Genomic DNA, 24,839 nt, shown 5'->3' on the forward strand with positions numbered 1-24,839 from the left:
GTCAGTTTCCCCAGATGTCGTAGAGCCGCACTTCGAGGACGGCCAGCACGACCGCGCCCGCCGCCACCGTCACCGAACCCCACCGGGTCCGTTCGGTCAGCGACAGGAAACCCGCCGCCGGCACCGCGAGGAAGGCCCCGATCAGATACGCGATGAAGATCGTCATGCCCTGCTCGGGCCGTTCGCCCCGGGACAGCTGCACGATGCCCACCACCAGCTGGGCCAGCGCCAGCAGCGAGACCACGGCCATCCCGATGAAGTGCCAGTCCTTGGTCGGCTGGTCCCGGTACGCGGCGAATCCGCACCAGGCGGCGAGGGCGAGCGCGGTCACGGCGACCGCGACCGTCAGGGCGACAAGCATGGGGTGAGGGTATTACGGACCAAACGGCCCCCTGCGTGCGCCCCCCGCCGCCGCTCCGGGCGGGTCGCGGGCCGGGCCGGCGAGCGGGACGTGGTCCGTGGCCTTTGCCACAGCCCGGCACTGTTCCGGGCCGGTCACGGACGCCGTCGCCGCTGCCCCCTGCGTGCGCTCTCCGCCGCATCGACGCAGGTCACAGCCGGTCGGCCGGGAGCCACGGAATCCGGCCGGGCCGTCTCACGAGGCCATCCACGACTGTCCGCTATTCGGACAGCCGGGTCGGGAGGAACGTTACGTCTGTTTTACTTGGCCCATGACCACGACGAGCAGCCGCATCCTTGCGACCGAGGCGATCACGACGCCCGGTGCTCGTTGTATGTGTCGAATGCGCACCTTCTGAGGGCCCCCGCCCGATCCTCGCGCCCCGAAGCGAGACCGAGCCCGAGCCGTCCGCATCCAGCGGAACGAGCCTGCCCCGGCACCGCTGCCCGGCCACCCGCCGCCCCGAGCCGTGCCGGACCCCAGCTTGGAACGTCCGATCGAAACGTCCAAACAGGCTCATCAGACGAATGCCCCGTGCCCGGCGGCCACCGCGCCGCGCACTCGACAGTGACGGAAACCCCTGTGATCACCACTTCGGGCCTCACGAAGGTCTACCAGTCGCGCGGCCGTGAGGTCACCGCCCTGGACGGCGTCGACCTGCACGTCCGCGAGGGGGAGGTGTACGGCGTCATCGGACAGAGCGGCGCCGGCAAGTCCTCCCTGATCCGCTGCGTCAACCTCCTGGAACGTCCCACCTCCGGCACCGTGACCGTGGCGGGCCAGGACCTCACCGCACTCGCCGGGCGCGGCCACCGGGCCGGCAAAGAACTGCGCGAGGCGCGCAGCCGCATCGGCATGGTCTTCCAGCACTTCAACCTGCTGGCCTCCCGCACCGTCCAGGCCAACGTCGAACTCCCGCTGGAGATCCTCGGCGTCCCCGGCCGGGACCGCTCCCGCAAGGCCCTCGAACTCCTCGGCCTGGTCGGCCTCGCCGACAAGGCCAGGGCCTACCCCGGCCAGCTCTCCGGAGGCCAGAAGCAGCGCGTCGGCATCGCCCGCGCCCTCGCCGGGGACCCGAAGGTGCTGCTCTCCGACGAGGCCACCTCGGCCCTCGACCCCGAGACCACCCGCTCCATCCTCCAGCTGCTGCGCGACCTCAACCAGCAGCTCGGCCTGACCGTCCTGCTCATCACGCACGAGATGGACGTCGTCAAGACGGTCTGCGACTCCGCCGCGCTGATGCAGAAGGGCCGCATCGTCGAGTCCGGCACCGTCGGCGAACTGCTCGCCACCCCCGGCTCCGAACTGGCCCACGAGCTGTTCCCCGTCGGCGGCGCCGCCTCCGGCCCCGACAGCACGGTCGTCGACGTCACCTTCCACGGCGACGCGGCCGGCCGGCCGGTGATCTCCCAGCTCTCCCGCACGTACAACATCGACATCTCGATCCTGGGCGCCGCGATGGACACCGTCGGCGGCAAGCAGATCGGCCGGATGCGCATCGAGCTGCCCGGCCGCTTCGAGGAGAACGTCGTCCCGATCGGCTTCCTGCGCGAGCAGGGCCTCCAGGCGGAGGTCGTGGCGAACGACGGCCCCGCCATCCCCGTACAGACCCCCGCCCCGCTCACCAAGGAGGTGGCGAAGTGACCTGGTCCGAAATGCAGCCGCTGCTCACCCAGGGGACCGTCGACACCCTCTACATGGTGCTCTGGTCCACGGTCGTCACCGTGCTCGTGGGGCTGCCGCTCGGCGTCCTGCTCGTCCTCACCGACAAGGGCGGACTGCTGCAGAACACCCCGGTGAACAAGGTCATCGGCGTGATCGTGAACATCGGCCGCTCGCTGCCGTTCATCATCCTGCTGATCGCCCTGATCCCCTTCACCACCTGGGTCGTCGGCACCTTCATCGGCCCGTCCGCGATGATTGTGCCGCTCTCCGTCGGCGCCGTCCCGTTCTTCGCCCGGCTCGTCGAGACCGCCGTCCGCGAGGTCGACCACGGGCTCGTCGAGGCCGTCCAGTCGATGGGCGGATCCATCCCGACGATCGTCCGCAAGGTGCTCCTGCCGCAGTCGCTGCCCTCGCTCGTCTCCGGCGTCACCACCACCGTCATCGTGCTCATCGGCTACTCCGCGATGGCCGGCGCGGTCGGCGGCGAGGGGCTCGGCTCCAAGGCCGTCACCTACGGATTCCAGCGCTTCGACAACCGGTTCATGCTCATCACCGTCGCGCTGCTGATCGTCATCGTGACCGTGATCCAGCTGATCGGCGACGGCGCCGTCCGGCTGCTGGCCCGCCGCGGCCGCACCATCACCTGAGACCTCCACTCCGCTCACAAGCCCGAACTCCTTGTCCGGGCGCACCACCATCACCACCGGAAAGAGGCACTTTTCGTGCGTAAGAACATCAAGATCACCGCGGCTGCCGCCGCCACCGCCGCCCTCGCCTTCGGCCTCACCGCCTGCGGCACCTCGTCCGACCCGGACACCAAGAGCGAGGCCGGCGCCAAGGCCGACACCTCCAAGGCGCTCGTCGTCGCCGCGTCCCCGACGCCGCACGCCGACATCCTGGGCTTCGTCCAGAAGAACCTGGCGAAGAAGGCCGGCCTCAAGCTGGAGGTCAAGGAGTTCACGGACTACGTCCTGCCGAACACCGCCACCGAGACCGGCCAGGTCGACGCCAACTTCTTCCAGCACCAGCCCTACCTGGACGACTTCAACAAGAAGAACAACACCCACCTGGTCTCCGCCGGCACCGTCCACCTGGAGCCGCTCGGCCTCTACTCCAAGAAGGTCAAGGACCTCAAGGACATCAAGGCCGGCCAGACCGTCGCCGTCCCCAACGACACCACCAACGAGGGCCGCGCCCTCCAGCTGCTCGCCGAGAACGGCCTCATCACCCTCAAGGACGGCGTCGGCACCAGCGCCAAGCTGAGCGACATCACCGACAAGAAGGGCCTGGAGTTCAAGGAGCTGGAGGCCGCCACCGTGCCCCGTGCCCTGGACGACGTCGACGCCGCCGTCGTCAACGGCAACTACGCGATCCAGGCCGACCTCAAGCCCGCCAAGGACTCCCTGGTGCTGGAGAAGGCCGACGGCAACCCCTACGCCAACATCATCGCCGTGAAGAAGGGCAACGAGAAGGACGCCCGCGTCCAGAAGCTCGTGAAGCTCCTGCACTCCGACGAGGTCAAGAAGTTCATCGAGGACACCTACCAGGGCTCCGTCGTCCCGGCCTTCGGCACCGCCGCCAAGTCCTGACACCCGCACGGCATTTGTCCGACGAGCCCCGCGCACCCCACCCGGGGGGCGCGGGGCTCCGCCGTGCGGACCCGCCCATGCGCACCACCGCCCCGATGCTGCATGCTGTGCCTTTAACGGTCTTCGGCATGGAGCTGCGCATGACTTCCACCTTTCCGGACATCTCCATCAGCACGGATCGGTTGGTGCTGCGCCCCTTCGACATGGCGGACGTCCCCGCGTACATCGAGATGATGAACGACGAACTCGTCGTCGCCTGGACCGAGGCCCCCTACCCCTACACCCAGGTCGACGCCGAGCGCTGGGTCCGCAGGATTGCCCCCGCCCAGCGCACCGGCGGCGACGGCATCGTCCTCGCCGTCACCGAATTCCTCACCCAGCGCCTGGTCGGCTCGGTCCGGCTCCGCAACACCGACTGGCGCACCCGCGCCACCGAGGCGGCCTACATCACCGCCCCCTGGGCCCGCGGCGAGGGATACGCCACCGAGTCCGTGCTCGCACTGGCCCAGTGGCTCTTCCGCGACCAGGGCTTCGAACGCATCGAGCTGCGCACCGCCGCCGACAACACCGCCTCGCAACAGGTGGCCCAGAAGCTCGGCTGCATCAGCGAGGGAGTCCTGCGCAACGCCCGGATAGCGCGGACCCGGACCGAGAACGGCACGGACGGCGGCTGGACCGACATCAGGACCGACCTGATCGTCTGGGGCCTGCTCCCCGAAGACCTCGAAGGCGTCGCCGAGCAGCTCGCCGACGCGGGCGGCTACAGCGCCTACAACGACTGGAACTGACCCCGCGAAGGGGCCCCGACACCGCGTCGGCACGGACCGGGTACTCTCACCCTGCCCGACTCACACCACCACCCCCACCTGCGACGACTCCAGGAGACTGACGACAGATGGCCGATCGGGTCACCGTGATCGGCTGGGACGGCTCACCACTGACGGCAGCGGCCACCGCCGCCCTCTCGGCCGCCACGCTCGTTGCCGGAGCCGCCCACCACCTCGCACTTCCCGAAGTCCCGGCGAACGCCGAACGCATCCGCCTGGGCTCCATCGACCTGGCCGCCCGCCGGATCGCCGGCCACCGGGGCAGCGCCGTGGTCCTCGCCGACGGGGATCCCGGCTTCTTCGGAGTCGTACGCAACCTCCGCGCACCCGAACACGGCCTGGAGGTCGAGGTGGTCCCGGCGGTGTCCTCGGTCGCCGCCGCCTTCGCCCGCGCGGGCATGCCGTGGGAGGACGCCCGGACGGTCGTCGCCCACCCCCGCACCCTGCGCCGCGCCGTGAACGTCTGCCGCGCCCACCACAAGGTCGCCGTCCTCACCTCGCCCGGCGCCGGCCCCGCCGAACTCGCCCTGCTCCTCGAAGGCGTCCACCGCACCTTCGTCATCTGCGAGGAGCTCGGCACCAGCCGCGAACAGGTCTCCGTCGTCACCTCCGAGAAGGCCGCCGACCACGTCTGGCGCGACCCCAACGTGGTCATCGTCATCGGCGGCGGACCCGAACCACAGGCCACCGGCGCCTGGATCGCGGGCGGCCTCCCCGCCAGCCTCCACGACGTACGCGGCTGGGCACTGCCCACCGAGGCGTACGCGGGCGCGGACACCGGGGCCGCGACGGAGAGCGGCGAGGGCGGGTCGTCGGGGCTGCGCGCCGCCCAGCTGGCCCGCCTCGGCCCCCGTACCGGCGACCTGCTGTGGGACATCGGCTCCGGCAGCGGTGCCCTGGCCGTGGAGGCGGCCCGTTTCGGCGCGGCGGTCCTGGCGGTCGACAGCGACCCGGCCGCCTGCGCCCGGACCGCGGCGGCGGCGCGGGCGTTCGGTGTACAGCTCCAGGTCGTCGAGGGCCTGGCCCCCCATGTGCTGGAACGGCTGCCGGAACCCGATGTCGTACGGATCGGGGGCGGCGGGGTGCCCGTCGTCACCGCCGTCACCGAACGGCGGCCGGAACGCATCGTCACCCATGCCTCGACCCGGGACGAGGCCGAGGCGCTCGGCGCCGCCCTGAGCGGAAACGGATACACGGTCCGCTGCTCGCTGCTCCAGTCCGTCGAACTCGACACGGAGGCCTGGTCGGAGCGCGAGCGCTCGGTCGTGTTTCTCCTGTCGGCGCTGCGTTCCGACCTCGCCCCGTGACCTGGTCGGCGTACAGCGGGAGGTAGGCTGGCCGATCGTTGTACCGCGCCGGGACGTTCGTCGCTTCGTTCGTCAATGTCCGGAAAAGGGGACCGTTTTGGCCCCCGTTGTGGTACGGCAGAACCGGGGGACGCGCGACGTGGCGCAGTCCACAGCGGGCCGTGGCGAAATGAGCTGCCGCGGCGGCGAACGACCGCGAGAATGCAGTATGTCCGCGACCGATTCGTGCCGCGCGGCGAGCCCGCTCGTTCTTGTTGACGAGCGCCGGCGTGCCGTGTTCGGGCGTCCCGGGCGAAGGGCCGAAGGAGCACTGACGATGGGCGAGGGGTACGCATGAGTGACACCGGCCAGATCCCGGTCGAGGGACTGCCGGAGAACGCAGGCACGGTGGAGCAGCCGGGCGTCGCCGCCCCGGACGCCTACACCTACCTCGCTCCCTCCGAGCATGTCTCCGAGGACGACGACCTCCTTTTGATGCCGAGCCCGCAGGGAGCCTGGAGCGACCCGCAGGCCGTACCGGCCCCCGGCCAGTACCCCGAGGGCGTCGCCGCCCAGGCCCCGCTGCCCGGACAGGCCGCCTATCAGGCCCAGCCCGTGGCACAGCCCTATGCCCAGCCGGCCGGCGAGACCCCCGCACAGCCCCAGGGCCCCGTCCAGGTCCAGGTGCAGGAGCCCGCCCAGGCCCAGGCTCAGGCCGCTGAGGCGCACGCCGCACAGCAGGCGGTGGCGGAGCAGCTGCCCGAAACCGGCCAGGGAACCCACGAGTCCGGTGGCCGCGACTCCGGTTCGGTCGACCTGACGGGCGTGCGCATCCCGGCCTCCGCCCCCGCTCCGGCCGCCCAGACCCAGAACCCGGCGCGGCGGCCGCTGCACCGCGGCCCGGTCGTGCCCGACGGCACGCCGTCCTACGGCGGTGCGCCGACCGGCGGAGTCGTGCGTTCGCTCGCCGACCGCGGACCCGCGGGCGCGCCCCAGGCGCAGGCCCGCCCTCAGGCCCCCGCACGCCACGCCGGACCGCCGACCACCGGCCCGGAGTACTTCGAGCTGCCGACCGACGACGCGTCGGCGCTGCCGGGCCCGCAGCTCGGCGAGATCCTGCCGCAGGGCGGTAGCCCGTGGGGGGCCCAGGCCCAGGCCCCGCAGCCGGAGACCGCACCCGTGGCAGCAGAATCGGTCGTTCCGGAGCAGGCCGTCCAGGAGCAGGCCGTCCAGGAGCAGGCCGTCCCCGAGCAGGTCGTCCCCGAGCAGTCCGCTCCCGAGCAGGTCGTTCCGGAGCCGGTGGTTTCGGAGGCCGTCGTTTCGGTGCCCGCCGCCTCGGTGCCGGTCGCCGAGTCGGCGCCGGTGCCCGATGCCCAGCCCGCCCAGCCCGCCCAGCCCGCTCAGGTCGCGGCACCGGAGGCCGTGGCTGCTCCGGCTCCCGCCGCCGAACCGGTACCGGCCGAGGCCGGGACGCCCGCAGAGATCCCGGCAGAGGGCCCGGCCGAGATCGCCGCCGAAGCGATCGCGCCGCAGGAAGGCGCACAAGCCGTCCCCATGGGTCAGTTCGTGCCCGTGGAAGGTTCGGTGCCGACGACTCCGCACCTGGCCCCGACCCCCGTGGCCGAGGAGAACGTCGCGGCGGAGCCCGAGCCCGAAGCCGAGGTCGAGGTCGAGGTCGTGGCAGAGCCCGAGCCCGAGCCCGAGCGCGTCCCGATCGCCATGGGGCCCGTGGCGCCGGCGGAGCCCGTCGCGGCCGAGGCCGTCGTCGAGACCTCCGAGACGGTCGAGCCCGCCGTGACCGCCGAGGTCGCCGAGCCCGCCGCGGCCCCCGTGGCCGAGGCTCCGGCGGTGTCCGAGCCGGAGCCCGAACAGGGCCCCGAGGTGATCGAGACCCCGGACATCACGGCCCCCGCGGAGGCCGTGGAGGCCGGTCCCGTCGCGGAGCCCGGCCCGGTGGCCGCCGCGCAGCCCGAAGCCCTGCCCGTCGAGGCCCTGCCTGCCGAAGTCCGGGCCCAGGAGCCCGCCGAGGCGGCCCCGGCCCCGGCCCTTGAGCCGGAAGCCGCTGGAGACGGGGCGCCCGAGGCGCCGGACGCCTCCGACGCCCCCGAGGCGTCCGGGTCCGAAGAGGCCGCGGCCCTTGCCGGCCCGCCGGCCCCCGGCTACGACGACGCCGAGCGCGAGGCGGTGCTCCGCGTCATGCGTGAGCGCCGTGACATCCGTAACGGCTTCCGCAGCGACCCCATCCCGCACGAGGTTCTGCTCCGCGTCCTGGAAGCCGCGCACACGGCGCCCAGCGTCGGCCACTCGCAGCCCTGGGACTTCGTCGTCATCCGCTCGGCGGAGACCCGCCGCTCCATGCACGAACTGGCACAGCGTCAGCGCGACGCCTACGCCAAGTCGCTGCCCAAGGGCCGGGCCAAGCAGTTCAAGGAACTGAAGATCGAGGCCATCCTCGACACCCCGGTGAACATCGTCGTCACCGCGGACCCCACTCGCGGCGGCCGCCACACCCTCGGTCGGCACACCCAGCCGCAGATGGCCCCGTACTCCTCCGCACTCGCCGTCGAGAACCTCTGGCTCGCCGCCCGCGCCGAGGGCCTCGGTGTCGGCTGGGTCAGCTTCTTCGACGAGCGTGAGATGGTCCGGGCCCTCGGCCTGCCCGAGCACCTCGAAGTCGTGGCCTACCTCTGCGTCGGTTACGTCGACGAGTTCCCCGAGGAGCCCGAGCTGATGCAGGCGGGCTGGTCCAAGCGCCGCCCGCTGTCCTGGGTCGTCCACGAGGAGACCTACGGCCGCCGCGCCCTGCCCGGCGAGGAGCCGCACGACCTGCTGCAGGAGACCATCTCCAACATCCGCCCGCTGGACGCCAAGGCGCTCGGCGAGGCGTGGGAACGCCAGAAGCGGATGACCAAGCCCGCCGGTGCACTCGGCATGCTGGAGATCATCTCGGCGCAGCTGTCCGGGCTGTCCCGGATGTGCCCGCCGCCGATTCCCGAGCCCGCGGCCGTCGCGATCTTCGCGGGCGACCACGGGGTGCACGCCCAGGGCGTCACGGCCTGGCCGCAGGAGGTCACCGGCCAGATGGTCGCCAACTTCCTCGGCGGCGGCGCGGTCTGCAACGCCTTCGCGGCCCAGGTGGGCGCCGAGGTGTGCGTGGTCGACGTCGGTGTGGCCATGGAGCTGCCCGCGACGCCCGGCCTGCTGCCCCGCAAGGTGCGCGCCGGAACGGCCGACTTCACCACCGGCCCCGCGCTCACCCGCGAGGAGGTGCTCGCCGCGATCGAGGTCGGCATCGAGACCGCCCGCGATCTGGTCGCGGCAGGCAACAAGGGCCTGCTCACCGGCGAGATGGGCATCGCCAACACCACGGCGTCCGCCGCGTTGATCTGCGTGTACACGGGCATGGACCCGGCCGAGGTGACCGGTCGCGGCACCGGCATCAACGACGAGATGCACGCCCGCAAGGTCGACGTCGTACGCCGTGCCCTCGAACTGCACCAGCCCGACCCGTCCGACCCGATCGGCGTGCTCGCCGCGGTCGGCGGCCTGGAGCACGCCGCGATGGCGGGCTTCCTGCTGGGCGGCGCCTCGCTCCGTACACCCGTCATCCTGGACGGCGTCAGCGCGGGCGCCGCGGCCCTGGTCGCGCGGGCGATCGCCCCCGAGGCCCTCGCCGCCTGCATCGCGGGCCACCGCAGCGCCGAGCCCGGCCACGTCGCCGCCCTCAACAAGCTGGGCCTGCGCCCGCTGGTCGACCTCGACCTCCGCCTCGGCGAAGGCACCGGGGCGCTGCTGGCGCTGCCGATCGTGCAGAGCGCGGCGCGGGCGATGCACGAAGTGGCGACGTTCGACTCGGCGGGCGTCACCGAGAAGTAGTACCCGGCCACGGCCGACCCGGCCCGGCGCCACGAGCGCCGGGCCGGGTACGTGGTTTCCGGCAGGGGCCACGGTCTCGGGCGGGACAGCCCCCGCCCCGACGCACCCCGTATCGTGGACCCACGCCCACAAAACCGCACGTCACAGCCGCTCCACCGTCGCAGCGGCCCGCACCCCGCACCGCACGAGGAGTCCGCACCGCCATGGCCGAGCACGCCGATCACCCCGCGTACCCCGTCGGACTGCGCCTGAGCGGGCGCCGCGTCGTCGTCGTCGGCGGCGGCCAGGTCGCGCAGCGCCGCCTGCCCACGCTCATCGCGGCCGGCGCCGACATCACCCTCGTGTCGCCGTCCGCGACCCCGGCCGTCGAGGCGATGGCCGACGCCGGTGAGATCCGCTGGGAGCGCCGCCGGTACGAGGACGGGGACCTGACAGACACCTGGTACGCGCTCATCGCCACCGACGACGACGCCGCGAACGACGCCGCGTCCGCCGAGGCCGAGCGCACCCGCACCTGGTGCGTGCGCAGCGACAACGCCGATGTGGCGACCGCCTGGACGCCGGCGACCGGCCGCAGCGAAGGCGTGACCGTCGCCGTCCTGTCCACCGACGCCCAGGGCCGCGACCCGCGCCACTCCGCCGCCGTCCGCGACGCCATTGTCGAGGGACTGCGCGACGGCACGCTCGCCGCCCCGCACCACCGCACCCGGCCCGCCCCCGGAGTCTCCCTGGTCGGCGGCGGCCCCGGCGACCCCGACCTGATCACGGTGCGCGGCCGCCGCCTCCTCGCCGAGGCCGACGTCGTCATCGCCGACCGGCTCGGCCCGCGCGACCTGCTCGACGAACTGCCGCCGCACGTCCAGGTGATCGACGCGTCGAAGATCCCCTACGGCCGCTTCATGGCACAGGAGGCGATCAACCAGGCGCTCATCGAGCACGCCAGGGCCGGCAAGGCCGTCGTACGGCTCAAGGGCGGCGACCCGTTCGTCTTCGGCCGGGGCATGGAAGAGGCACAGGCGCTCGCCGCCGAGGGCATCCCGTGCACCGTCGTCCCCGGCATCTCCAGCTCGATCTCCGTGCCCGGCGCGGCCGGAATCCCCGTCACCCACCGCGGGGTCGCCCACGAGTTCACCGTCGTCAGCGGCCATGTCGCCCCCGACGACGAGCGCTCGCTGGTCGACTGGGAGGCGATCGCCCGGCTGCGCGGCACCCTGGTCCTGCTGATGGCCGTCGACAAGATCGGCGCCATCGCCGCGGCCCTCGTCGCCCACGGCAAGTCCCCGGACACCCCGGTCGCCCTGGTCCAGGAGGGCACCACGGCCGCCCAGCGCCGCGTCGACGCGACGCTCGCGACCGTCGCCGAACGGGCCGCCGCCGAGGACGTACGTCCCCCCGCGGTCATCGTCATCGGCGATGTCGTCGCGGTCGGCACCGGCACCGCACCACGCCCCGCCGAGTAGCCGGCCCGGACACCGCCCGCACCCTCACCGAGTAACCAGCGGTAACGGATCTTCCTCCGAGCCGTTGGCACCACACACCGGACAAGGCAGTATCAAACCCGTGGCTGATCTCATCACCGTCGACGACCCCGACGACCCCCGACTGCGTGACTACACCGGACTGACCGACGTCGAACTCCGGCGCAGGCGAGAGCCCGCGGAGGGCCTCTTCATCGCCGAGGGCGAGAAGGTCATCAGGCGCGCCAGGCACGCCGGTTACGAGATGCGCTCGATGCTGCTCTCGGCGAAGTGGGTCGACCTCATGCGGGACGTCATCGACGAGGTCCCGGCCCCGGTGTACGCGGTCAGTCCCGAACTCGCCGAGCGGGTCACCGGCTACCACGTGCACCGCGGCGCGCTCGCCTCGATGCAGCGCAAGCCGCTGCCGACGGCCGACGAGCTGCTGACGACGGCCCGCCGGGTCGTCGTCATGGAGGCCGTCAACGACCACACCAACATCGGGGCGATCTTCCGCAGCGCCGCCGCCCTCGGCATGGACGCCGTGCTGCTCTCCCCGGACTGCGCCGACCCGCTCTACCGGCGCTCCGTCAAGGTCTCGATGGGCGCGGTCTTCTCCGTCCCCTACGCCCGTCTCGGCACCTGGCCCAAGGACCTGGAGACCGTACGGGAAGCGGGCTTCCGGCTCCTCGCGCTGACCCCGGACGAAAAGGCCGGCAGCATCGACGAGGCGGCACCGCACCGGATGGACAGGGTGGCACTGATGCTGGGCGCCGAGGGCGACGGACTGTCGACCCGGGCCCTGGTCGCCGCCGACGAATGGGTACGCATTCCGATGGCGCACGGCGTCGACTCGCTCAACGTGGGCGCGGCCGCGGCGGTCGCCTTCTACGCGGTGGCATCGGGCCGCCCGCAGAACTGACCGGGCGACCGCATGGGCGGCTGACCGAGCAGCCGCCCGGCTAGGGCGTCTCCGGCCGCAGGCCCTGGGACGGCGTCTCGATCAGTGCGTGGCTCCGGTCCTGCCGGGGGCCCGGATCCGTCCCCAGCCCCCGGGACGGCCCCTGGCAGCCCTGGGCCGCCGCGATGCCGAGCGCCACCAGCAGCGTCACCACGACGAAGACGACGAGCCGCTGACGCAGCAGCCGAGGGTTGGCGGGACGCAGCCCCGCCGAAGTCGTGCGGGCCCCGGGCCGCGTTCCCGGCCGGCCGTTCGCCCCGTTCGTACCCTGCGGGCGCCGCCCGGACCGGGTGGTGTTGCGCGGCGGCTGATGCTGCTGGGGGCGTGAACCACCGGTCCGGGGAGCGGAGGACCGCGAGGAGGAGGGCCTGCTGCCCTGCGGTTGCTTCTGCTTCTGCTGACGGGGCGGGGGAGGAGCCGACCGCCGGGTCTGCTGCTCGGTGTACGGGCCGTCGAGACGGCCGGTCGGCCGGTCCAGCTCCTGCGCCGAACGCTGCACGGGCGGCCGGCTCTCGTGCAGCCCCTGCGCCTCCCGCGCCGCGATCTCCTTGAGCCGCATGGAGAGTTGGAGCGTGCTCGGCCGCTCCTCCGGGTCCTTCGCCAGACAGGCGCTCACCAGCGGTGCGAGGGCATCGTGCACATCGCGCAACTGGGCCTCCTCGTGCACCACGCGGTACAGCATCACCTCGGAACTGCCGTGCCCGAAGGGCGAGTCGGCCATGGCCGCGTAGGCGAGCGTGGCCCCGAGCGAGAACACATCGGTCGCGGGCGTCACGGCCGCGCCGCGCACCTGCTCGGGCGCCAGGAACCCCGGCGATCCCACCGCCGTGCCGACGTGGGTGAGAGTGGAGGCCCCGGTCGCCCAGGCGATCCCGAAGTCGATGATCCGGGGGCCCTTGGGGGAGAGCAGGATGTTCGACGGCTTCAGGTCGCGGTGGACGACCCCGGCCTCGTGCACCGCCACCAGGCCCTCGGAGAGCGCGGCCCCGATCGAGGCGACCTCGGCCGCCGACAGCGGCCCCTCCTCGGCGACCTTGTCGTGCAGCGAGGGGCCCGGTACGTACTGTGTGGCGAACCACGGACGGTCCGCCTCCAGGTCCGCGGCCACCAGGCGCGCCGTGCAGCCGCCCCGGATCCGCCGTGCGGCGGACACCTCGCGGGCGAAACGGGAGCGGAATTCCTGATCCTCCGCCAGATCCGGGCGGATCACCTTCAGCGCCACCCGCTGGCCCCGCCGGTCCGAGCCCAGGTAGACGACACCCATGCCGCCCGCGCCGAGCCGCCGGTGCAGCCTGAACGAGCCGACGACACGCGGGTCCTCGCGCCGGAGCCGCATCATCGCCATGTCTGCCCATCCCCGCTGCCTGGTCCGCCTGACGAGGCACAGCTTACGTACCCGGCGCCCGGGGTGCTCAGAGGCCGCGCCCTCACCGGCCCATCGATTGTCCGTGCGCGGTCCGCTCCCTGACGGGGCATGGGGCCCGGACGGTTGCCGTGCCGGACGGGCCCGGACCCCAAGACGGTTGCGGCGAGCGGTGGTTGGAGCGACTTTGGACATCCGCCGTACGACGCCGGCCTCGGCCGGGACACGCGCCCGCGGCCTCCGTCGGCGCACCGGGGGAGGGCCGCCGGAAAGAGGGAGGGGGAAGGGTGAGTGAAGTCACGGTTCCCGTCGCCGCGCGGGCCGGTCGGCCGCGTCGCACAGCGGCTCCGGTGCCGCGCGACCATCGCGCCGATTCGGGTACCCCTCCGGGATGTCCCCGGGGTCGGGCGCCCGGTCTCCACCCAGGGGAGTACACCGACGGCCCGGGGCTCATCCTCCGGGAGGCCCGGCAATCGGTACGCGGGCATGACGCCCGCAGCGCGCCGCGTCCCTAATGTTGAGGTCAAGCGGCGGGCGCAATACTCGTCCCCCGAGGTCACACGCCCGCCGCCCCACATCGAGTCAGGAGAGGAACCATGGCGGACACGGCACCGCGGACCATGATCCGCGCAGGACGCAGGGCCCAAGCCTCGTTCGGCAGCCGCCCGTCCTCCGGCACGCGCCACCCGCTGGTGGCGACGGCGATGGTTCTTCCTCTGGCGGCCCTGCTCGTGGTCGTCTTCGGCGGCTGGGACGCAGTGGTCACACAGGCGTCGTCCGTGGGCGTGATGCTGGGGCGCTGAGCGGCGCCCCGGGTCCGGAAGAGCGGTCCGGACCGGGACATCCGGCCAACAACCCCGTGGGGACGGGGGTGCGGCGGACGGCAGCGTTTGTCCGGTCAGCTGGGGAGCTGACCGGACATCGCGCTTTCCGGAGCCGTTCACGGCCGGGCGACCGTGCCGGCGGGCCGTGCACCCTTCGGGCACAGCGGCGTTCACCGTCGCCCCGAGCATCGTTCCGGCGCATCAGCGTTCCTCGCCGCCCCGGGAAACCCTCCCCGCGAAGACTTCGGGCGCGGTGGCGTTCACCGCCGTCCACGACCGGCTCCGGCGCGCGTACGCTCGTCGGCGGGCCCGGTGCGGACCGGACCCGCCCGTACCAGTCCGCCACCGGGGGAGACCGTGACCACCGCAGTCGTACGCGCGCTGGGCGATCTCGCCCATCGGGTCGCCCACGAACACCCCGGAGCCCGGTGCGCCTGCTCGCCTCCGACGGTGCTCGCGGACCGTGCGGACGGCACGGTGGTCCGCAGCGGGGCCGTCGTCGCCAAGGCCCACGCCCCCGACACGGACACCCCCGGCCTGCTCAGCCGCCTCACCCTCGCGAACGACCCCCGTCTCACCGGCATCCTGCTCGCCCCGCTGCCACCGGGCCCCTGCGCACCGCCCGCCACCCTCCACGGCCGCCCGGTCACCCTCTGGCCCCACGGCCGGCCCGTCGACCCCGGCGACCCGGACACCGCCCCCTGGGAGGAGGCCGCCGTTCTGCTGGCCGGGCTGCACCGGACCCCGGCCCCGGCCTCCCTCGCGCTCCCGCCCATGCGGGGCCCCGCGAAGGCCGCACACGCCGTCGCCCGGATGCGCGCCGCCCGGCCCGGCGACCCGGCCACCGCCCCCGTACTCGAAGCCTGGCGCCGGCTGCCGGCCTGGGCCCGCGACGAGGCCGCCGCACCCCCGCACAGGTCGCGCTTCCTCTGCCACGGCGATCTGCACCTGGGCCAACTCGTCCGCCACCCGGCCCCGCACGGACCCTGGCTGCTCATCGACGTGGACGACGCCGGTCTCGGCGATCCCGCCTGGGACCTCGCCCGCCCCGCGGCCTGGTACGCGGCCGGGATCCTGCCCCCCGAGGTCTGGCTCCGCTTCCTGGACGCCTACCGGGCGGCGGGCGGCCCCGCCGTGTGCGCCGAGGGCGACCCCTGGCCGGACCTGGATGTGCCGGCCCGCGCGCTGACCGTGCAGGCCGCCGCGCTGGCATTCGCCAAGTCGGCCGTGGAGGGCCGGACTCCGGATGAGGTGGAAGAAACAATGATCGACGCCTGTGCCCGAATTGCATCTCTCCCGCCCGAGTTGGGCGCCGAACACTCGTCGTAGGCTGAACCGACCGTCGGCGGGCATGAATTCCGGCGACGGCGACCCGACGGCGAGGAGTGAGCCGAACCATGCAGTGTCCCAAGTGCCACGCACAGATGCACACGTACAACCGCAACGGCATACAGATCGAGCAGTGCAGCGGCTGCCGGGGAATCTTCCTCGACTACGGCGAGCTGGAGTCCCTCACCCGCATCGAGGCGCAGTGGACGCAGCAGGCCCCGCCCGCACCGCCGGCCCCGCAGGCGTACCCGGCCGCCCCGGCGCCCGCCTGGGGCGCCCCGCAGTACCAGGGCGGCCACGGCGGTCACTACCGCCACAAGAGCTTCGGCCGCATGCTCTTCTCGTCCTGAACGGGACACCACCTGAACGGGACACCACCTGAACGGGACACCACTGCTGAGTGCGTGACCGCGGGCCCGGACGCGTTCCGTCCGGGCCCGCGGTGCGTCGTCCGAGCCCTAGTCCGCTGGCCGGGAACGACGAAGCCCCGGTCGTCGAGTCGACCGGGGCTTCTGGTGGTGCGCGATACTGGGATTGAACCAGTGACCTCTTCCGTGTCAGGGAAGCGCTCTCCCGCTGAGCTAATCGCGCAGGGTGAACCTGCGTGTACTGCGTGCGCGATACTGGGATTGAACCAGTGACCTCTTCCGTGTCAGGGAAGCGCTCTCCCGCTGAGCTAATCGCGCGGGGATCCTTGCGGACCAGTGGACGATACTGGGATTGAACCAGTGACCTCTTCCGTGTCAGGGAAGCGCTCTCCCGCTGAGCTAATCGTCCTTGGAGGTGGAGACGGGATTTGAACCCGTGTAGACGGCTTTGCAGGCCGTTGCCTCGCCTCTCGGCCACTCCACCAGGAGTGAGGGCTCGGGAAGATCCCCCACTTTCTGCGAGCGGACGACCAGGTTCGAACTGGCGACCTCAACCTTGGCAAGGTTGCGCTCTACCAACTGAGCTACGTCCGCTTGTCTTTCCCGGTTCACTTGCGTGTCCCGGCGACGTGTTGAACTCTAGCGGATTCCCGGGCCAGTACAAAAACGCGTTTGTGCAGCGTGCTGAGGTGCGCCTGCCCGGCGCAGGTCATCGCGGCCCGCCCTAGACTCGACGACGTGCACGACCTCGCCCCAATAGCCCGCTTCGGCGGCCTCGTCGCGTCCGATCTGCGGGACGTGACCAGTGATCCCGCAGCCCTTGAATCATCCGGGTTCTGGGCCGTATCCGCCGATTTCGAGGGCCGCCTCGTCTGCGCGCGCTTCGGCTCCGTACGCACCGAAGCGGTGCCCGCCCCCGTGCCAGGTGCCTGGCACGGGCCCGCGGCCGGTGACTGGACCTCGTCCCTGGACCGCGCCGCGTACATCGCGGGCGTACGGCGGATCCGCGAGTACATCGCGGCGGGCGAGGTCTACCAGGCCAACCTCTGCCGGGTGCTGACCGCGCCGCTGCCCGATCCGGACGCCGCCGACGTGGACGCGCTGACCGCGCTGCTGGCCCGCGGCAACCCCGCCCCGTACGCGGGCACGATCCGGCTGCCCGCGCACGGCGTGGAGACGGCCACCGCGTCCCCCGAACTCTTCCTGAGGCGGGACGGCCGGACCGTCGAATCGGGACCGATCAAGGGCACCGGGCGCACCGAGGACGATCTGCTGGAGAAGGACCACGCGGAGAACGTGATGATCGTCGACCTGGTCCGCAACGACCTGGGCCGGGTCTGCGCGACCGGGTCGGTCACCGTTCCCGACCTCTGCGTGGTCGAGAAGCACCCCGGCCTGGTCCACCTCGTCTCCACCGTGCGCGGTGAGCTCGCCGAGGGCGTCGGCTGGCCCGGACTCCTCGGCGCCGCGTTCCCGCCCGGCTCCGTCACGGGAGCACCCAAGTCCAGCGCCCTGCGGATCATCGAGGAGCTGGAGACCGCCCCGCGCGGGCCCTACTGCGGGGGCATCGGCTGGGTCGACGCCGATCGCCGCACCGCCTCGCTCGCCGTCGGCATACGTACCTTCTGGATCGACCGGACCGGTCCCGCGCCGGTCCTCCGCTTCGGCACCGGGGCCGGCATCACCTGGGGCTCCGATCCGGAACGCGAGTGGGACGAGACCGAACTCAAGGCGTCCCGGCTGCTCGCTGTGGCATCGGGCGATCACGGAACAACAGGAAGGACCGCGTGATGAGGATTTGGGTCAACGGCGAACTGCGCGACGCCGAAGACGCCAGGGTGTCCGTGCTCGACCACGGACTCACCGTGGGGGACGGCATCTTCGAGACGGTCAAGACCGTCGGCGGCAGGCCCTTCGCCCTCACCCGCCACCTCGACCGGCTGACCCGTTCGGCCCGCGGCCTCGGACTCCCCGACCCCGACCTCGACGAGGTCCGCCGCGCCTGCGCCGACGTCGTCGACGCCAACCCGATGGCACTCGGCAGGCTCCGCATCACCTACACCGGCGGGCTCTCCCCGCTGGGCTCCGACCGCGGCGACGCCGGACCCGGCCTCGTCGTCGCCCTCGGCGAGGCGGCCCGCCGTCCCGACACCACCGCCGTGATCACCGTCCCCTGGACGCGCAACGAACGCGGCGCGCTCACCGGCCTCAAGACCACCTCGTACGCCGAGAACGTCGTCGCCCTCGCCCGCGCACACGAGCACGGTGCCTCGGAGGCGCTCTTCGCCAACACCGCGGGGCAGCTCTGCGAAGGCACCGGGTCCAATGTCTTCGTCGTCCTCGACGGGCAGCTGCACACCCCGCCGGTCGCCTCCGGCTGCCTCGCCGGGATCACCCGCGCGCTGGCCGCGGAGTGGACGGGCGCTCAGGAGACCGAGCTGCCGTTCGACGTCCTGGAGCGGGCCGAGGAGATCTTCCTCACCTCCACCCTGCGCGATGTGCAGGCCGTCGGCCGGGTGGACGGCAGGGAGCTGCCCGGCGGGGTCGGCCCCGTGACCGCCAAGGCGATGCGGATCTTCGACGAGCGGGCCGGAAACGACCTCGACCCGTAGAGCCGGGCATGTCCGCCCCGGAAATCGGGTGACGAGCCGGGCTCCAGTGGATAGAACATCTCCGATGACCACCACCCTCCGGCCGACCGGGCCGATCCAGCAAGGCGCCGACGGTGCGCAGACCCGCACGTACGACGTGTGCGACAACGGGCGGCCCGTCGGCGCCGTCGAGATCGGCACCGATCCGGGTTTCGGCGCGAAGGCGGGCGTACTGCGCTCCCTGCACATCGACGAGTCCCGCCGCAGGCGCGGTCGCGGCACCATCGCGGCGCTGGCGGCCGAAGAGGTGCTGCGCGGCTGGGGCTGCACCCGGATGAGCGTGATGGTCCCGGCGGACGATCCGGCGGGGCACGCGCTCGCCACCACGCTGGGGTACACCGAGCGCAGCCGGAACATGGTCAAACAACTGGAATCGGCCCCGCCCGCCCTGCCCGGTTCCGTCGGCGTCCGGCCGATGACGGAGGAGGAGTTCGCGCACTGGGAGCGCGACGCGATCACCGAGTACGCGCAGACCTGGATCGAACGCGGAGTCCCCGTGGACCAGGCCATGCGGAAGGCCGGGACCAGCCACGCCCGGCACCTGCCGCACGGCCTCGCCACCGAGGGGACGCATATGCACGTCCTCGTGCACGAGGGCGAGACCGTGGGACATGTCTGGGTGGCGCGGTACGAAATGCATCCGGGGATGCCGGTGGGCTACGTCTTCGACGTCGAGGTGCGTGCGGAGTTCCGGGGGCGGGGGTACGGCCGGGCGCTGATGCTCCACGCGGAACGCATCGCGCTCGGCGCGGGCGACGACCGGCTGGGACTGCACGTTCTCGCGTCCAACACACCTGCCCTGCGGCTGTACGAGTCGCTCGGCTACCGGACGACTCGGTACAACCTGGTCAAGAACCTCTGAGGACCGGGCCGCTCAGCCGCGCTCGGCGAGCAGCCGGTCGGCGATCTCCTCGATCCGCCCGCGCAGCCCGTCCTGGCTCTTTCCGCCGTCCAGCCGCTCGTCGCCGATCACATACGTCGGGGTGCCGGTGACGCCGATCGCCTTGCCCTCGGCCTGGTCGGCGTCGACGATCAGCATGTGGCGTCCGTCGATGAGTGCGGTGTCCATCTCCTCGGGGTCCAGGCCGAGTTCCCGTGCCACCTCGACGAGCAGCGGCTCACCGGTGCGGGCGAGATCGTCGGTACGGGCGAGCACCGCCTCGATGTACGGCCAGCCCTTCCCCTGGTCGGCGGCCTCCTCGGCGGCCTGCGCGGCGGCATGGGCGTGCTTGTGCTTCTCCAGCGGGAAGTGCCGCAGCCGCACCTCCAGCCGGTCGCCGTACTTGGCCCGCAGGGCGTGCACATCGGTGAGGGCCTGGTGACAGTCGGGGCACTGGAGCTCGCACCAGACGTCGAGGACGACGGGGGCCGCAGGGGTGGAATCGCTCATGCGGCCAGTCTCCCAGGGCGTGCGCGAGCCTCCCAATCGGCACCCGGCCCACCGGGCCGCGAACGGCCGGCCCGGCGCCGATCGGCACCTGGGGAGGATCCCGGCCCTGAAATGTCCCTGATGCCGTCCCGGATCGTGGCCACCGGGCCGGTCACCGGTGCAGGATGGAAGGGACGTTTCCCCGTGCAGCCAGGAGGCACCGATGCTTGCCGAGACCATCTGCTCCGCGGTGTCCGCGGCGGGCCTGGGCATCGCCGCCGTCACCGCCTGGCGAAAGCGTTTCCTCGCCGCGACCCGCATCGCCGCCTACTCCCTCGTCCCGATCGCGCTGGTCCTGACCGGGATCGTGGACTGGGTCGCCGGGATCGCCTTCAAGCCGAGTGTCTGGCTCGGTTTCGGGCTGCTCGGCGTGGCGTGGCTGCTGTTCATGACGACCCGGGCGATCGAGCGCCGCGGCGGCGGCACCCGCAAGGAACGCCGGGCCGCCGCGCGGGGAGCGCAGGGCGAGGCGGTCGCCCCCGCGGCCTCGGCGCCTTCCCTGGGCGCCGGCACCCAGGGGACGAGGGCGCAGCCGAAGGCGAAGCCCCGGCAGCAGTCCGCCGCCGCGCCGGGCGAGGACTTCAGCGACATCGAGGCCATCCTGAAGAAGCACGGAATCTGATCTCTGTCTCTGCCCCGGCCGCGGAGGGCCGGGGCAGTCGGCTCATGGGCGATGAATCGATTCATGGGCGATTGTTGACGGTGTACAGACGCAGAGCTAGCTTGTGGCGACCGGATTGAAACAGTTCATCCGTGGGAGACGGGCGGCTCGGGGAGCCGGGCTCTCCGGTACGGGACCGGTCCGCCCCGCGACGCCATCCGTACGATGGGGACACGCCGCGGACCGGTGCGGACGATGGCAGCAGTGGGGCAGGCAAGTGGCGCGTGTGGCAGGGATCAAGGATGTGGCCCGGGAGGCCGGAGTCTCCGTGGGCACCGTGTCCAACGTGATCAACCGGCCCGAGGCGGTGCTGCCGGAGACCCGCGCCCGGGTGCTCGCCGCCATCGAGGAACTCGGTTACGTACGGAGCGAGTCGGCGCGCCAGCTCAGGGCGGGCCGCAGCCGGATCATGGCCCTGCTCGTCCTGGACATGGGCAACCCGTTCTTCGTGGACGTGGCCCGCGGCGCCGAGCGCGCCGCCCGGGCGGCCGGTCTCGGTGTCATGGTCTGCAACAGCGACCAGAGCCCGACGGAGGAGGCCGAGTACCTCGGGCTCTTCGCCGAACAACGGGTCTGCGGCGTCCTGATCACCCCGGCCGACGCGAGCGGCCGGAACCTGGAGGCGTTCGCCCGCCACCGGATCCCCCATGTGCTGGTGGACCGGGTGGCGCCGGGCACGGGGACCTGCGCGGTCTCCGTCGACGACGTCCGCGGCGGCTCCCTCGCCGTCGGCCATCTGGTCTCGGCCGGCCACCGTTCGGTGGCCTACGTCAGCGGTCCGGGCGACCTCCATCAGATCCGGGACCGGCGCGAAGGCGCCCTGGCGGCCCTCGCGGACGCCGGGCTGCCGCCCGAGGCGCTCGTCGAGATCCCCTCCGACCGGCTGGACGTGGCGGCGGGGCGCGATGCCGGGGCCCGGCTGCTCGGCCTGGTGCCCCGGCCGACCGCGGTGTTCTGCGCCAACGACCTGCTCGCCCTGGGGGTGCTCCAGGCGCTGTACGCGGCGGGCGTCCGGGTGCCGCAGGACATCGCCATCGTCGGCTACGACGACATCGAATTCGCCGCCGCCGCCGCGGTACCGCTCACCTCGGTGCGCCAGCCCGCAGTCGTCATGGGGCGGATGGCCGCGGAGCTCCTGCTGGAGGAGTCGGACGACGAGGGCGGCACGCACGAGCACCGCAGTGTGGTGCTCCAGCCGGAGCTCGTGGTGCGGGCGTCCAGCTCGACACCGCGCTGAGACGGCGGGGCGGAAGCCGCCGGGGTGTGCCGGCTCCATCCCGAATTCGCTGCGTGCCGGACTGAGTTGACCAGTGACGACGATGTCCCGGCGTTCCCCTCGGGGGAGTTGGGATGCGTGGCGCTCCGGGTGCGGCGCCGAATGTGTGGCGGGAGATCGGACGCCGGAGCGAATCCGGGCCGGTGCCGGGGTGGGTGAACTCCCGGTGTGAAAAGGCGTGTTGATCGCCAACGGGGGGTGGTCTGAGTCATGATCGTCCTGAGATGGTCGACACCTCCCGGGGCGATGTCCCCGCAAGCCCTGACGAAGAGCCGCGCGGCTGCCTCTTCGCGCTCTCCCAGCCGCCTTTGATGATCTTCCTCGCGGTGGTCGGCAGCCTGTTGCTGATGGCCGCGCTGCACGATCTCTTCATGCTGTGAGCGGTCAGCCGGCCGCTTCCTTGCGGCGTGCCCGGTACGCGGCCACATGCAGACGATTGCCGCAGGTGCGGCTGGAGCAGTAGCGGCGGGAGCGGTTGCGGGACAGGTCCACGAAGGCGTGCCGGCAGTCCGGTGCCTCGCACCTGCGCAGCCGTTCCTGCTCGCCGGCCACCACGATGAAGGCCAGCGCCATGCCGCAGTCGGCGGCGAGGTGGTCGGCGATCGACGCGTCCGGGGCGAAGTAGTGAACATGCCAGTCGTAGCCGTCGTGATTGCTGAGCTGGGGCGTGGTGCCGGCGGCGGCGACGAGCGCGTTGACGAGCGAGGCGGCGGTCCGGGCGTCGTCGGTCGCGAAGATCTCGGCGAAGCGCGCCCGTACGTCCCGTACCGCCCGCAGGTCCTTGTCGTGGAGCTCGTCCACGCCGCTGATCCGATGGCGCCGCGCGAAGTCGTAGAGCGCGTCGATGTCGGCGAGGCCGTCGCCCCGCCCGCTCTGCGGCTGCCCGCCCTCCGGCGGCTCGCTCTCGGGTGCGGTGTTCACCAGTTCGACCACCGTGTCGAGGGCGATCCGGGTGTCGTGGGGGATCAGCACGCTTCAGCTCCCTGCCTCCGGCGGGCGGGTGTCCGCCGATGCGGGCTGACTCTACTGGCTCGGCCGGGCCGCGCAGCGGCCCGAGACGGCCCGTGGGGGGTGCGGGGAGCGGATACCGGCCACGGGCGGGTATCCATGGCCGGTGGGCGTCCCCCGGGGCGCGAGGTGGGGCGTCACGAGCCCCGGGCGCGCACCGGCGCCGTCACCACGGTGGATTCCGTGATGACGGCGCCGGTGTCCGCCTTATGAGGTTTTCCGCGCGGCGCCGTCTCCCCGAGTCGGACGGCGCCGTGCAGCTCTCGGCCTGGCTCAGCTCTCGGCCAGGATGTGTGAGAGCTCCGTATCCAGGTCGAAGTGACGATGCTCGGTGCCTGGTGGAACCGCGGCGTCGGTCCGCTTCAGGAACGACTCCAGGGCCCTCGCCGGGGCTTCGAGCAGGGCTTCGCCCTCTGGGGAGCTCAGCGCGATGCAGACGACGCCCTGGCCGTGACTACGGGATGGCCAGACGCGGACGTCTCCGGTGCCGGTGGGCCGGTGCAGCCCCTCGGCAAGGAGGTCGCGGGCGAATACCCATTCGACCGTCTCCTCCGCTCCGGTATGGAAGGTGGCGTGCACGGCATACGGATCGGCCGTGTCATACCGCAGGCCCGCGGGTACAGGCAGTGAGGACTCGCTCGACACAACGAGGCGCAGGTGCAGCTCGCAGCTGACCGTGGTGTTCATAAGCGCCAGGGCCTTTCGCTCAGTGTGCGCTCGGGGATTCGCACGTCGGCGAAATCGACATGCCACCTACGGTGGCGTTGTAAACCCCTCTGACCTTTTTGTGTTCCTTCAGGTAGCTCGTACGGCGGTGTGTAACTTTCGGTTATGCGGCCATTCCGGTGATGAAGGCCGTTCCGGTAGGTTGGCTGTCATGAATGCGGAGCGTGACGTGCGGAACGGGGACGCCGCGTCGGCGACACCGGTGTCCGGTGCGGGGGACGGGGCGGACGGCGTGACGGGCGAAGTCACCGAGGGTGTGACCAAGGAGCGGGAGCTCGGCTCCAGGGCGCCCGGGTTCATCAAGGCGTCCAGGACGCTGCACCTGAGCTGGCAGGTCGGCGTCTTCATCGTCGGCCTCGCCGTGGTCGTGGCGGGCATCATCATGCTGCCCCTGCCCGGCCCCGGCTGGCTGGTGATCTTCGGCGGCATGGCGATCTGGGCGACCGAGTTCGTCTGGGCGCAGCTGGTGCTCCGCTGGACCCGGCGGAAGGTGACCGAGGCCGCCCAGCGGGCGCTCGACCCAAAGGTCCGGCGGCGCAACATCATCCTCACGTCGGTCGGCCTGGTGATCATCGCGGTGCTGGTGGGGATCTACGTCTGGAAGTTCGGCATCACCATGCCGTGGAAGATCCACGAGTGACCCGGGGGTGGTCATGGGGCGCCGCTGACATGGGGTAATGTTTGGCCTGCGCCCGGGCGATTAGCTCAGTGGGAGAGCGCTTCGTTCACACCGAAGAGGTCACTGGTTCGAACCCAGTATCGCCCACCCCGGACAGAGGGCCCGTGAGACCGCAGAGTCTTACGGGCCCTCTGCGTTTTCCGTTTCCGGCCGGCCTCCCGGCCCCCGCCGGTGTTCCGGTGAATGATTCACAAGCGCTTTCGCGAACGATTCAATCCGGGCGGTGGCGGACGGTCCGGGTCCGCAAAACCCGGAGGGTCATCCGGATACCCCGGCCGGCCGGACTTCCGGGGCCGCGGGAATTCCCGGAAAGGGATCGCTCCTCGGCGTCCGCGAGCAATGTCGCGGACGATTCGAGAACTCCGCCGGGAATTCCCGCAGCGGTGCCGACGGGCGCGAACTGCGCTATCTCACGGGCGAGTTCACGCGGTCGCGTCCCGGGGCCGTCCCGTGATCGGGCCGGC

Annotated in this window: 23 protein-coding genes and 6 tRNA genes; 19 read left to right on the plus strand and 10 right to left on the minus strand. The window is 72.2% G+C overall.

Going from position 1 to position 24,839, the window contains the following annotated elements; genetic code table 11:
- Position 1: 1 nt before the first annotated feature.
- A complete protein-coding gene (locus AADR41_RS03020; RefSeq protein ID WP_124718793.1) occupies positions 2-361 on the minus strand; it encodes a hypothetical protein in 360 nt (119 codons plus the stop codon).
- 621 nt (positions 362-982) lie between these two features.
- Between AADR41_RS03020 and AADR41_RS03025 the strand changes: the two genes are divergently transcribed.
- The 8 genes from AADR41_RS03025 (at position 983) to AADR41_RS03060 (ending at position 12,022) form a co-directional block, all read left to right on the plus strand.
- Positions 983-2,044: a methionine ABC transporter ATP-binding protein gene (locus AADR41_RS03025; RefSeq protein ID WP_342279802.1), complete on the plus strand. Its 1,062-nt coding sequence runs from the start codon at positions 983-985 to the stop codon at positions 2,042-2,044.
- Positions 2,041-2,712: a methionine ABC transporter permease gene (locus AADR41_RS03030; RefSeq protein WP_342279803.1), complete on the plus strand. Its 672-nt coding sequence runs from the start codon at positions 2,041-2,043 to the stop codon at positions 2,710-2,712. The genes AADR41_RS03025 and AADR41_RS03030 overlap by 4 nt, the downstream gene beginning before the upstream one ends.
- A 75-nt stretch (positions 2,713-2,787) precedes the next feature.
- Complete coding sequence (locus tag AADR41_RS03035; protein WP_342279804.1) at positions 2,788-3,654, plus strand: MetQ/NlpA family ABC transporter substrate-binding protein; 867 nt, start codon at positions 2,788-2,790, stop codon at positions 3,652-3,654.
- Positions 3,655-3,794: 140 nt separating this feature from the next.
- Positions 3,795-4,442, plus strand: a complete 648-nt coding sequence (locus AADR41_RS03040; protein WP_342279805.1) for a GNAT family N-acetyltransferase — start codon at positions 3,795-3,797, stop codon at positions 4,440-4,442.
- 107 nt (positions 4,443-4,549) lie between these two features.
- Positions 4,550-5,788, plus strand: a complete 1,239-nt coding sequence (gene cbiE, locus AADR41_RS03045; protein WP_342279806.1) for a precorrin-6y C5,15-methyltransferase (decarboxylating) subunit CbiE — start codon at positions 4,550-4,552, stop codon at positions 5,786-5,788.
- Positions 5,789-6,121: 333 nt separating this feature from the next.
- The gene (gene cobT, locus AADR41_RS03050; RefSeq protein ID WP_342279807.1) at positions 6,122-9,643 is read left to right on the plus strand and encodes a nicotinate-nucleotide--dimethylbenzimidazole phosphoribosyltransferase; all 3,522 of its coding nucleotides are present in this window, start codon (positions 6,122-6,124) and stop codon (positions 9,641-9,643) included.
- A 203-nt stretch (positions 9,644-9,846) separates the two neighbouring features.
- Positions 9,847-11,103: a uroporphyrinogen-III C-methyltransferase gene (gene cobA, locus AADR41_RS03055; RefSeq protein WP_342279808.1), complete on the plus strand. Its 1,257-nt coding sequence runs from the start codon at positions 9,847-9,849 to the stop codon at positions 11,101-11,103.
- Positions 11,104-11,203: 100 nt separating this feature from the next.
- The gene (locus AADR41_RS03060; protein WP_342279809.1) at positions 11,204-12,022 is read left to right on the plus strand and encodes a TrmH family RNA methyltransferase; all 819 of its coding nucleotides are present in this window, start codon (positions 11,204-11,206) and stop codon (positions 12,020-12,022) included.
- Positions 12,023-12,062: 40 nt separating this feature from the next.
- Here AADR41_RS03060 and AADR41_RS03065 read toward each other — a convergent pair whose 3' ends face one another.
- Positions 12,063-13,406, minus strand: coding sequence for a serine/threonine-protein kinase (locus AADR41_RS03065; RefSeq protein WP_342279810.1), 1,344 nt, complete (start codon positions 13,404-13,406; stop codon positions 12,063-12,065).
- 614 nt (positions 13,407-14,020) lie between these two features.
- On the opposite strand from AADR41_RS03065, the gene AADR41_RS03070 reads away from it, so the two are divergent.
- The 3 genes from AADR41_RS03070 (at position 14,021) to AADR41_RS03080 (ending at position 15,927) form a co-directional block, all read left to right on the plus strand.
- Positions 14,021-14,227: a hypothetical protein gene (locus AADR41_RS03070; protein WP_124718801.1), complete on the plus strand. Its 207-nt coding sequence runs from the start codon at positions 14,021-14,023 to the stop codon at positions 14,225-14,227.
- 378 nt (positions 14,228-14,605) lie between these two features.
- Positions 14,606-15,577, plus strand: a complete 972-nt coding sequence (locus AADR41_RS03075; protein WP_342279811.1) for an aminoglycoside phosphotransferase family protein — start codon at positions 14,606-14,608, stop codon at positions 15,575-15,577.
- 68 nt (positions 15,578-15,645) lie between these two features.
- Entirely contained in the window at positions 15,646-15,927 is a 282-nt protein-coding gene (locus tag AADR41_RS03080; protein WP_342279812.1) for a TFIIB-type zinc ribbon-containing protein, read from the plus strand.
- 166 nt (positions 15,928-16,093) lie between these two features.
- On the opposite strand, the gene AADR41_RS03085 is transcribed toward AADR41_RS03080, so the two are convergent.
- From AADR41_RS03085 to AADR41_RS03105, 5 genes are all read right to left on the minus strand, one after another.
- Positions 16,094-16,168 (minus strand) — tRNA-Val (locus AADR41_RS03085).
- A 23-nt stretch (positions 16,169-16,191) separates the two neighbouring features.
- Positions 16,192-16,263 (minus strand) — tRNA-Val (locus AADR41_RS03090).
- 19 nt (positions 16,264-16,282) lie between these two features.
- Positions 16,283-16,354, minus strand: a tRNA-Val gene (locus AADR41_RS03095).
- Position 16,355: 1 nt separating this feature from the next.
- Positions 16,356-16,429: transfer RNA gene (locus AADR41_RS03100), tRNA-Cys, on the minus strand.
- A 37-nt stretch (positions 16,430-16,466) separates the two neighbouring features.
- A tRNA-Gly gene (locus AADR41_RS03105) sits at positions 16,467-16,539 on the minus strand.
- 144 nt (positions 16,540-16,683) lie between these two features.
- On the opposite strand from AADR41_RS03105, the gene AADR41_RS03110 reads away from it, so the two are divergent.
- From AADR41_RS03110 to AADR41_RS03120, 3 genes are all read left to right on the plus strand, one after another.
- Entirely contained in the window at positions 16,684-17,736 is a 1,053-nt protein-coding gene (locus AADR41_RS03110) for a chorismate-binding protein (RefSeq protein ID WP_446750973.1), read from the plus strand.
- The gene (locus AADR41_RS03115) at positions 17,736-18,557 is read left to right on the plus strand and encodes an aminotransferase class IV (protein ID WP_342279813.1); all 822 of its coding nucleotides are present in this window, start codon (positions 17,736-17,738) and stop codon (positions 18,555-18,557) included. Before AADR41_RS03110 ends, AADR41_RS03115 begins: the two co-directional genes overlap by 1 nt.
- Before the next feature lie 64 nt (positions 18,558-18,621).
- Positions 18,622-19,458: a GNAT family N-acetyltransferase gene (locus tag AADR41_RS03120; RefSeq protein WP_342279814.1), complete on the plus strand. Its 837-nt coding sequence runs from the start codon at positions 18,622-18,624 to the stop codon at positions 19,456-19,458.
- 12 nt (positions 19,459-19,470) lie between these two features.
- Here the strand turns inward: AADR41_RS03120 and AADR41_RS03125 are convergent, their stop codons facing one another.
- Positions 19,471-19,986: a DsbA family protein gene (locus AADR41_RS03125; RefSeq protein WP_342279815.1), complete on the minus strand. Its 516-nt coding sequence runs from the start codon at positions 19,984-19,986 to the stop codon at positions 19,471-19,473.
- A 202-nt stretch (positions 19,987-20,188) separates the two neighbouring features.
- Here AADR41_RS03125 and AADR41_RS03130 point away from each other — a divergent pair, with 202 nt between their 5' ends.
- The 3 genes from AADR41_RS03130 to AADR41_RS03140 all read left to right on the plus strand — a co-directional run bounded on the left by AADR41_RS03130 (position 20,189) and on the right by AADR41_RS03140 (position 22,342).
- Complete coding sequence (locus AADR41_RS03130) at positions 20,189-20,647, plus strand: hypothetical protein (RefSeq protein ID WP_342279816.1); 459 nt, start codon at positions 20,189-20,191, stop codon at positions 20,645-20,647.
- 256 nt (positions 20,648-20,903) lie between these two features.
- Positions 20,904-21,923, plus strand: coding sequence for a LacI family DNA-binding transcriptional regulator (locus AADR41_RS03135; RefSeq protein WP_342279817.1), 1,020 nt, complete (start codon positions 20,904-20,906; stop codon positions 21,921-21,923).
- Positions 21,924-22,186: 263 nt separating this feature from the next.
- Positions 22,187-22,342, plus strand: coding sequence for a hypothetical protein (locus AADR41_RS03140; protein WP_266917187.1), 156 nt, complete (start codon positions 22,187-22,189; stop codon positions 22,340-22,342).
- Between the two features lie 4 nt (positions 22,343-22,346).
- On the opposite strand, the gene AADR41_RS03145 is transcribed toward AADR41_RS03140, so the two are convergent.
- Together AADR41_RS03145 and AADR41_RS03150 are read right to left on the minus strand one after the other, a co-directional pair.
- Positions 22,347-22,934 carry a CGNR zinc finger domain-containing protein gene (locus tag AADR41_RS03145; protein WP_342279818.1) on the minus strand — a complete coding sequence of 196 codons (588 nt, stop codon included), beginning with the start codon at positions 22,932-22,934 and terminating at the stop codon, positions 22,347-22,349.
- A 309-nt stretch (positions 22,935-23,243) separates the two neighbouring features.
- On the minus strand, positions 23,244-23,657 hold the full coding sequence (locus AADR41_RS03150; protein ID WP_003959770.1) for an SsgA family sporulation/cell division regulator: 414 nt from the start codon (positions 23,655-23,657) through the stop codon (positions 23,244-23,246).
- Positions 23,658-23,847: 190 nt separating this feature from the next.
- Between AADR41_RS03150 and AADR41_RS03155 the strand changes: the two genes are divergently transcribed.
- Positions 23,848-24,336, plus strand: a complete 489-nt coding sequence (locus AADR41_RS03155) for a TIGR02611 family protein (RefSeq protein ID WP_342279819.1) — start codon at positions 23,848-23,850, stop codon at positions 24,334-24,336.
- 54 nt (positions 24,337-24,390) lie between these two features.
- Positions 24,391-24,462: transfer RNA gene (locus AADR41_RS03160), tRNA-Val, on the plus strand.
- Positions 24,463-24,839: the final 377 nt, after the last annotated feature.

Source organism: Streptomyces sp. CLV115, from assembly GCF_038448545.1.
In the GTDB taxonomy this organism is placed as follows: domain Bacteria; phylum Actinomycetota; class Actinomycetes; order Streptomycetales; family Streptomycetaceae; genus Streptomyces; species Streptomyces sanglieri.

Excerpts from the sequence above, each read along its gene's own strand:
- AADR41_RS03020 (WP_124718793.1), bottom strand. The coding sequence starts at position 361 with ATGCTTGTCGCCCTGACGGTCGCGGTCGCCGTGACCGCGCTCGCCCTC.
- AADR41_RS03040 (WP_342279805.1), top strand. The coding sequence starts at position 3,795 with ATGACTTCCACCTTTCCGGACATCTCCATCAGCACGGATCGGTTGGTG.
- cbiE (WP_342279806.1), top strand. The coding sequence starts at position 4,550 with ATGGCCGATCGGGTCACCGTGATCGGCTGGGACGGCTCACCACTGACG.
- cobT (WP_342279807.1), top strand. The coding sequence starts at position 6,122 with ATGAGTGACACCGGCCAGATCCCGGTCGAGGGACTGCCGGAGAACGCA.
- cobA (WP_342279808.1), top strand. The coding sequence starts at position 9,847 with ATGGCCGAGCACGCCGATCACCCCGCGTACCCCGTCGGACTGCGCCTG.
- AADR41_RS03065 (WP_342279810.1), bottom strand. The coding sequence starts at position 13,406 with ATGGCGATGATGCGGCTCCGGCGCGAGGACCCGCGTGTCGTCGGCTCG.
- AADR41_RS03070 (WP_124718801.1), top strand. The coding sequence starts at position 14,021 with ATGGCGGACACGGCACCGCGGACCATGATCCGCGCAGGACGCAGGGCC.
- AADR41_RS03080 (WP_342279812.1), top strand. The coding sequence starts at position 15,646 with ATGCAGTGTCCCAAGTGCCACGCACAGATGCACACGTACAACCGCAAC.
- AADR41_RS03115 (WP_342279813.1), top strand. The coding sequence starts at position 17,736 with ATGAGGATTTGGGTCAACGGCGAACTGCGCGACGCCGAAGACGCCAGG.
- AADR41_RS03120 (WP_342279814.1), top strand. The coding sequence starts at position 18,622 with ATGACCACCACCCTCCGGCCGACCGGGCCGATCCAGCAAGGCGCCGAC.
- AADR41_RS03125 (WP_342279815.1), bottom strand. The coding sequence starts at position 19,986 with ATGAGCGATTCCACCCCTGCGGCCCCCGTCGTCCTCGACGTCTGGTGC.
- AADR41_RS03130 (WP_342279816.1), top strand. The coding sequence starts at position 20,189 with ATGCTTGCCGAGACCATCTGCTCCGCGGTGTCCGCGGCGGGCCTGGGC.
- AADR41_RS03140 (WP_266917187.1), top strand. The coding sequence starts at position 22,187 with ATGGTCGACACCTCCCGGGGCGATGTCCCCGCAAGCCCTGACGAAGAG.
- AADR41_RS03150 (WP_003959770.1), bottom strand. The coding sequence starts at position 23,657 with ATGAACACCACGGTCAGCTGCGAGCTGCACCTGCGCCTCGTTGTGTCG.
- AADR41_RS03155 (WP_342279819.1), top strand. The coding sequence starts at position 23,848 with ATGAATGCGGAGCGTGACGTGCGGAACGGGGACGCCGCGTCGGCGACA.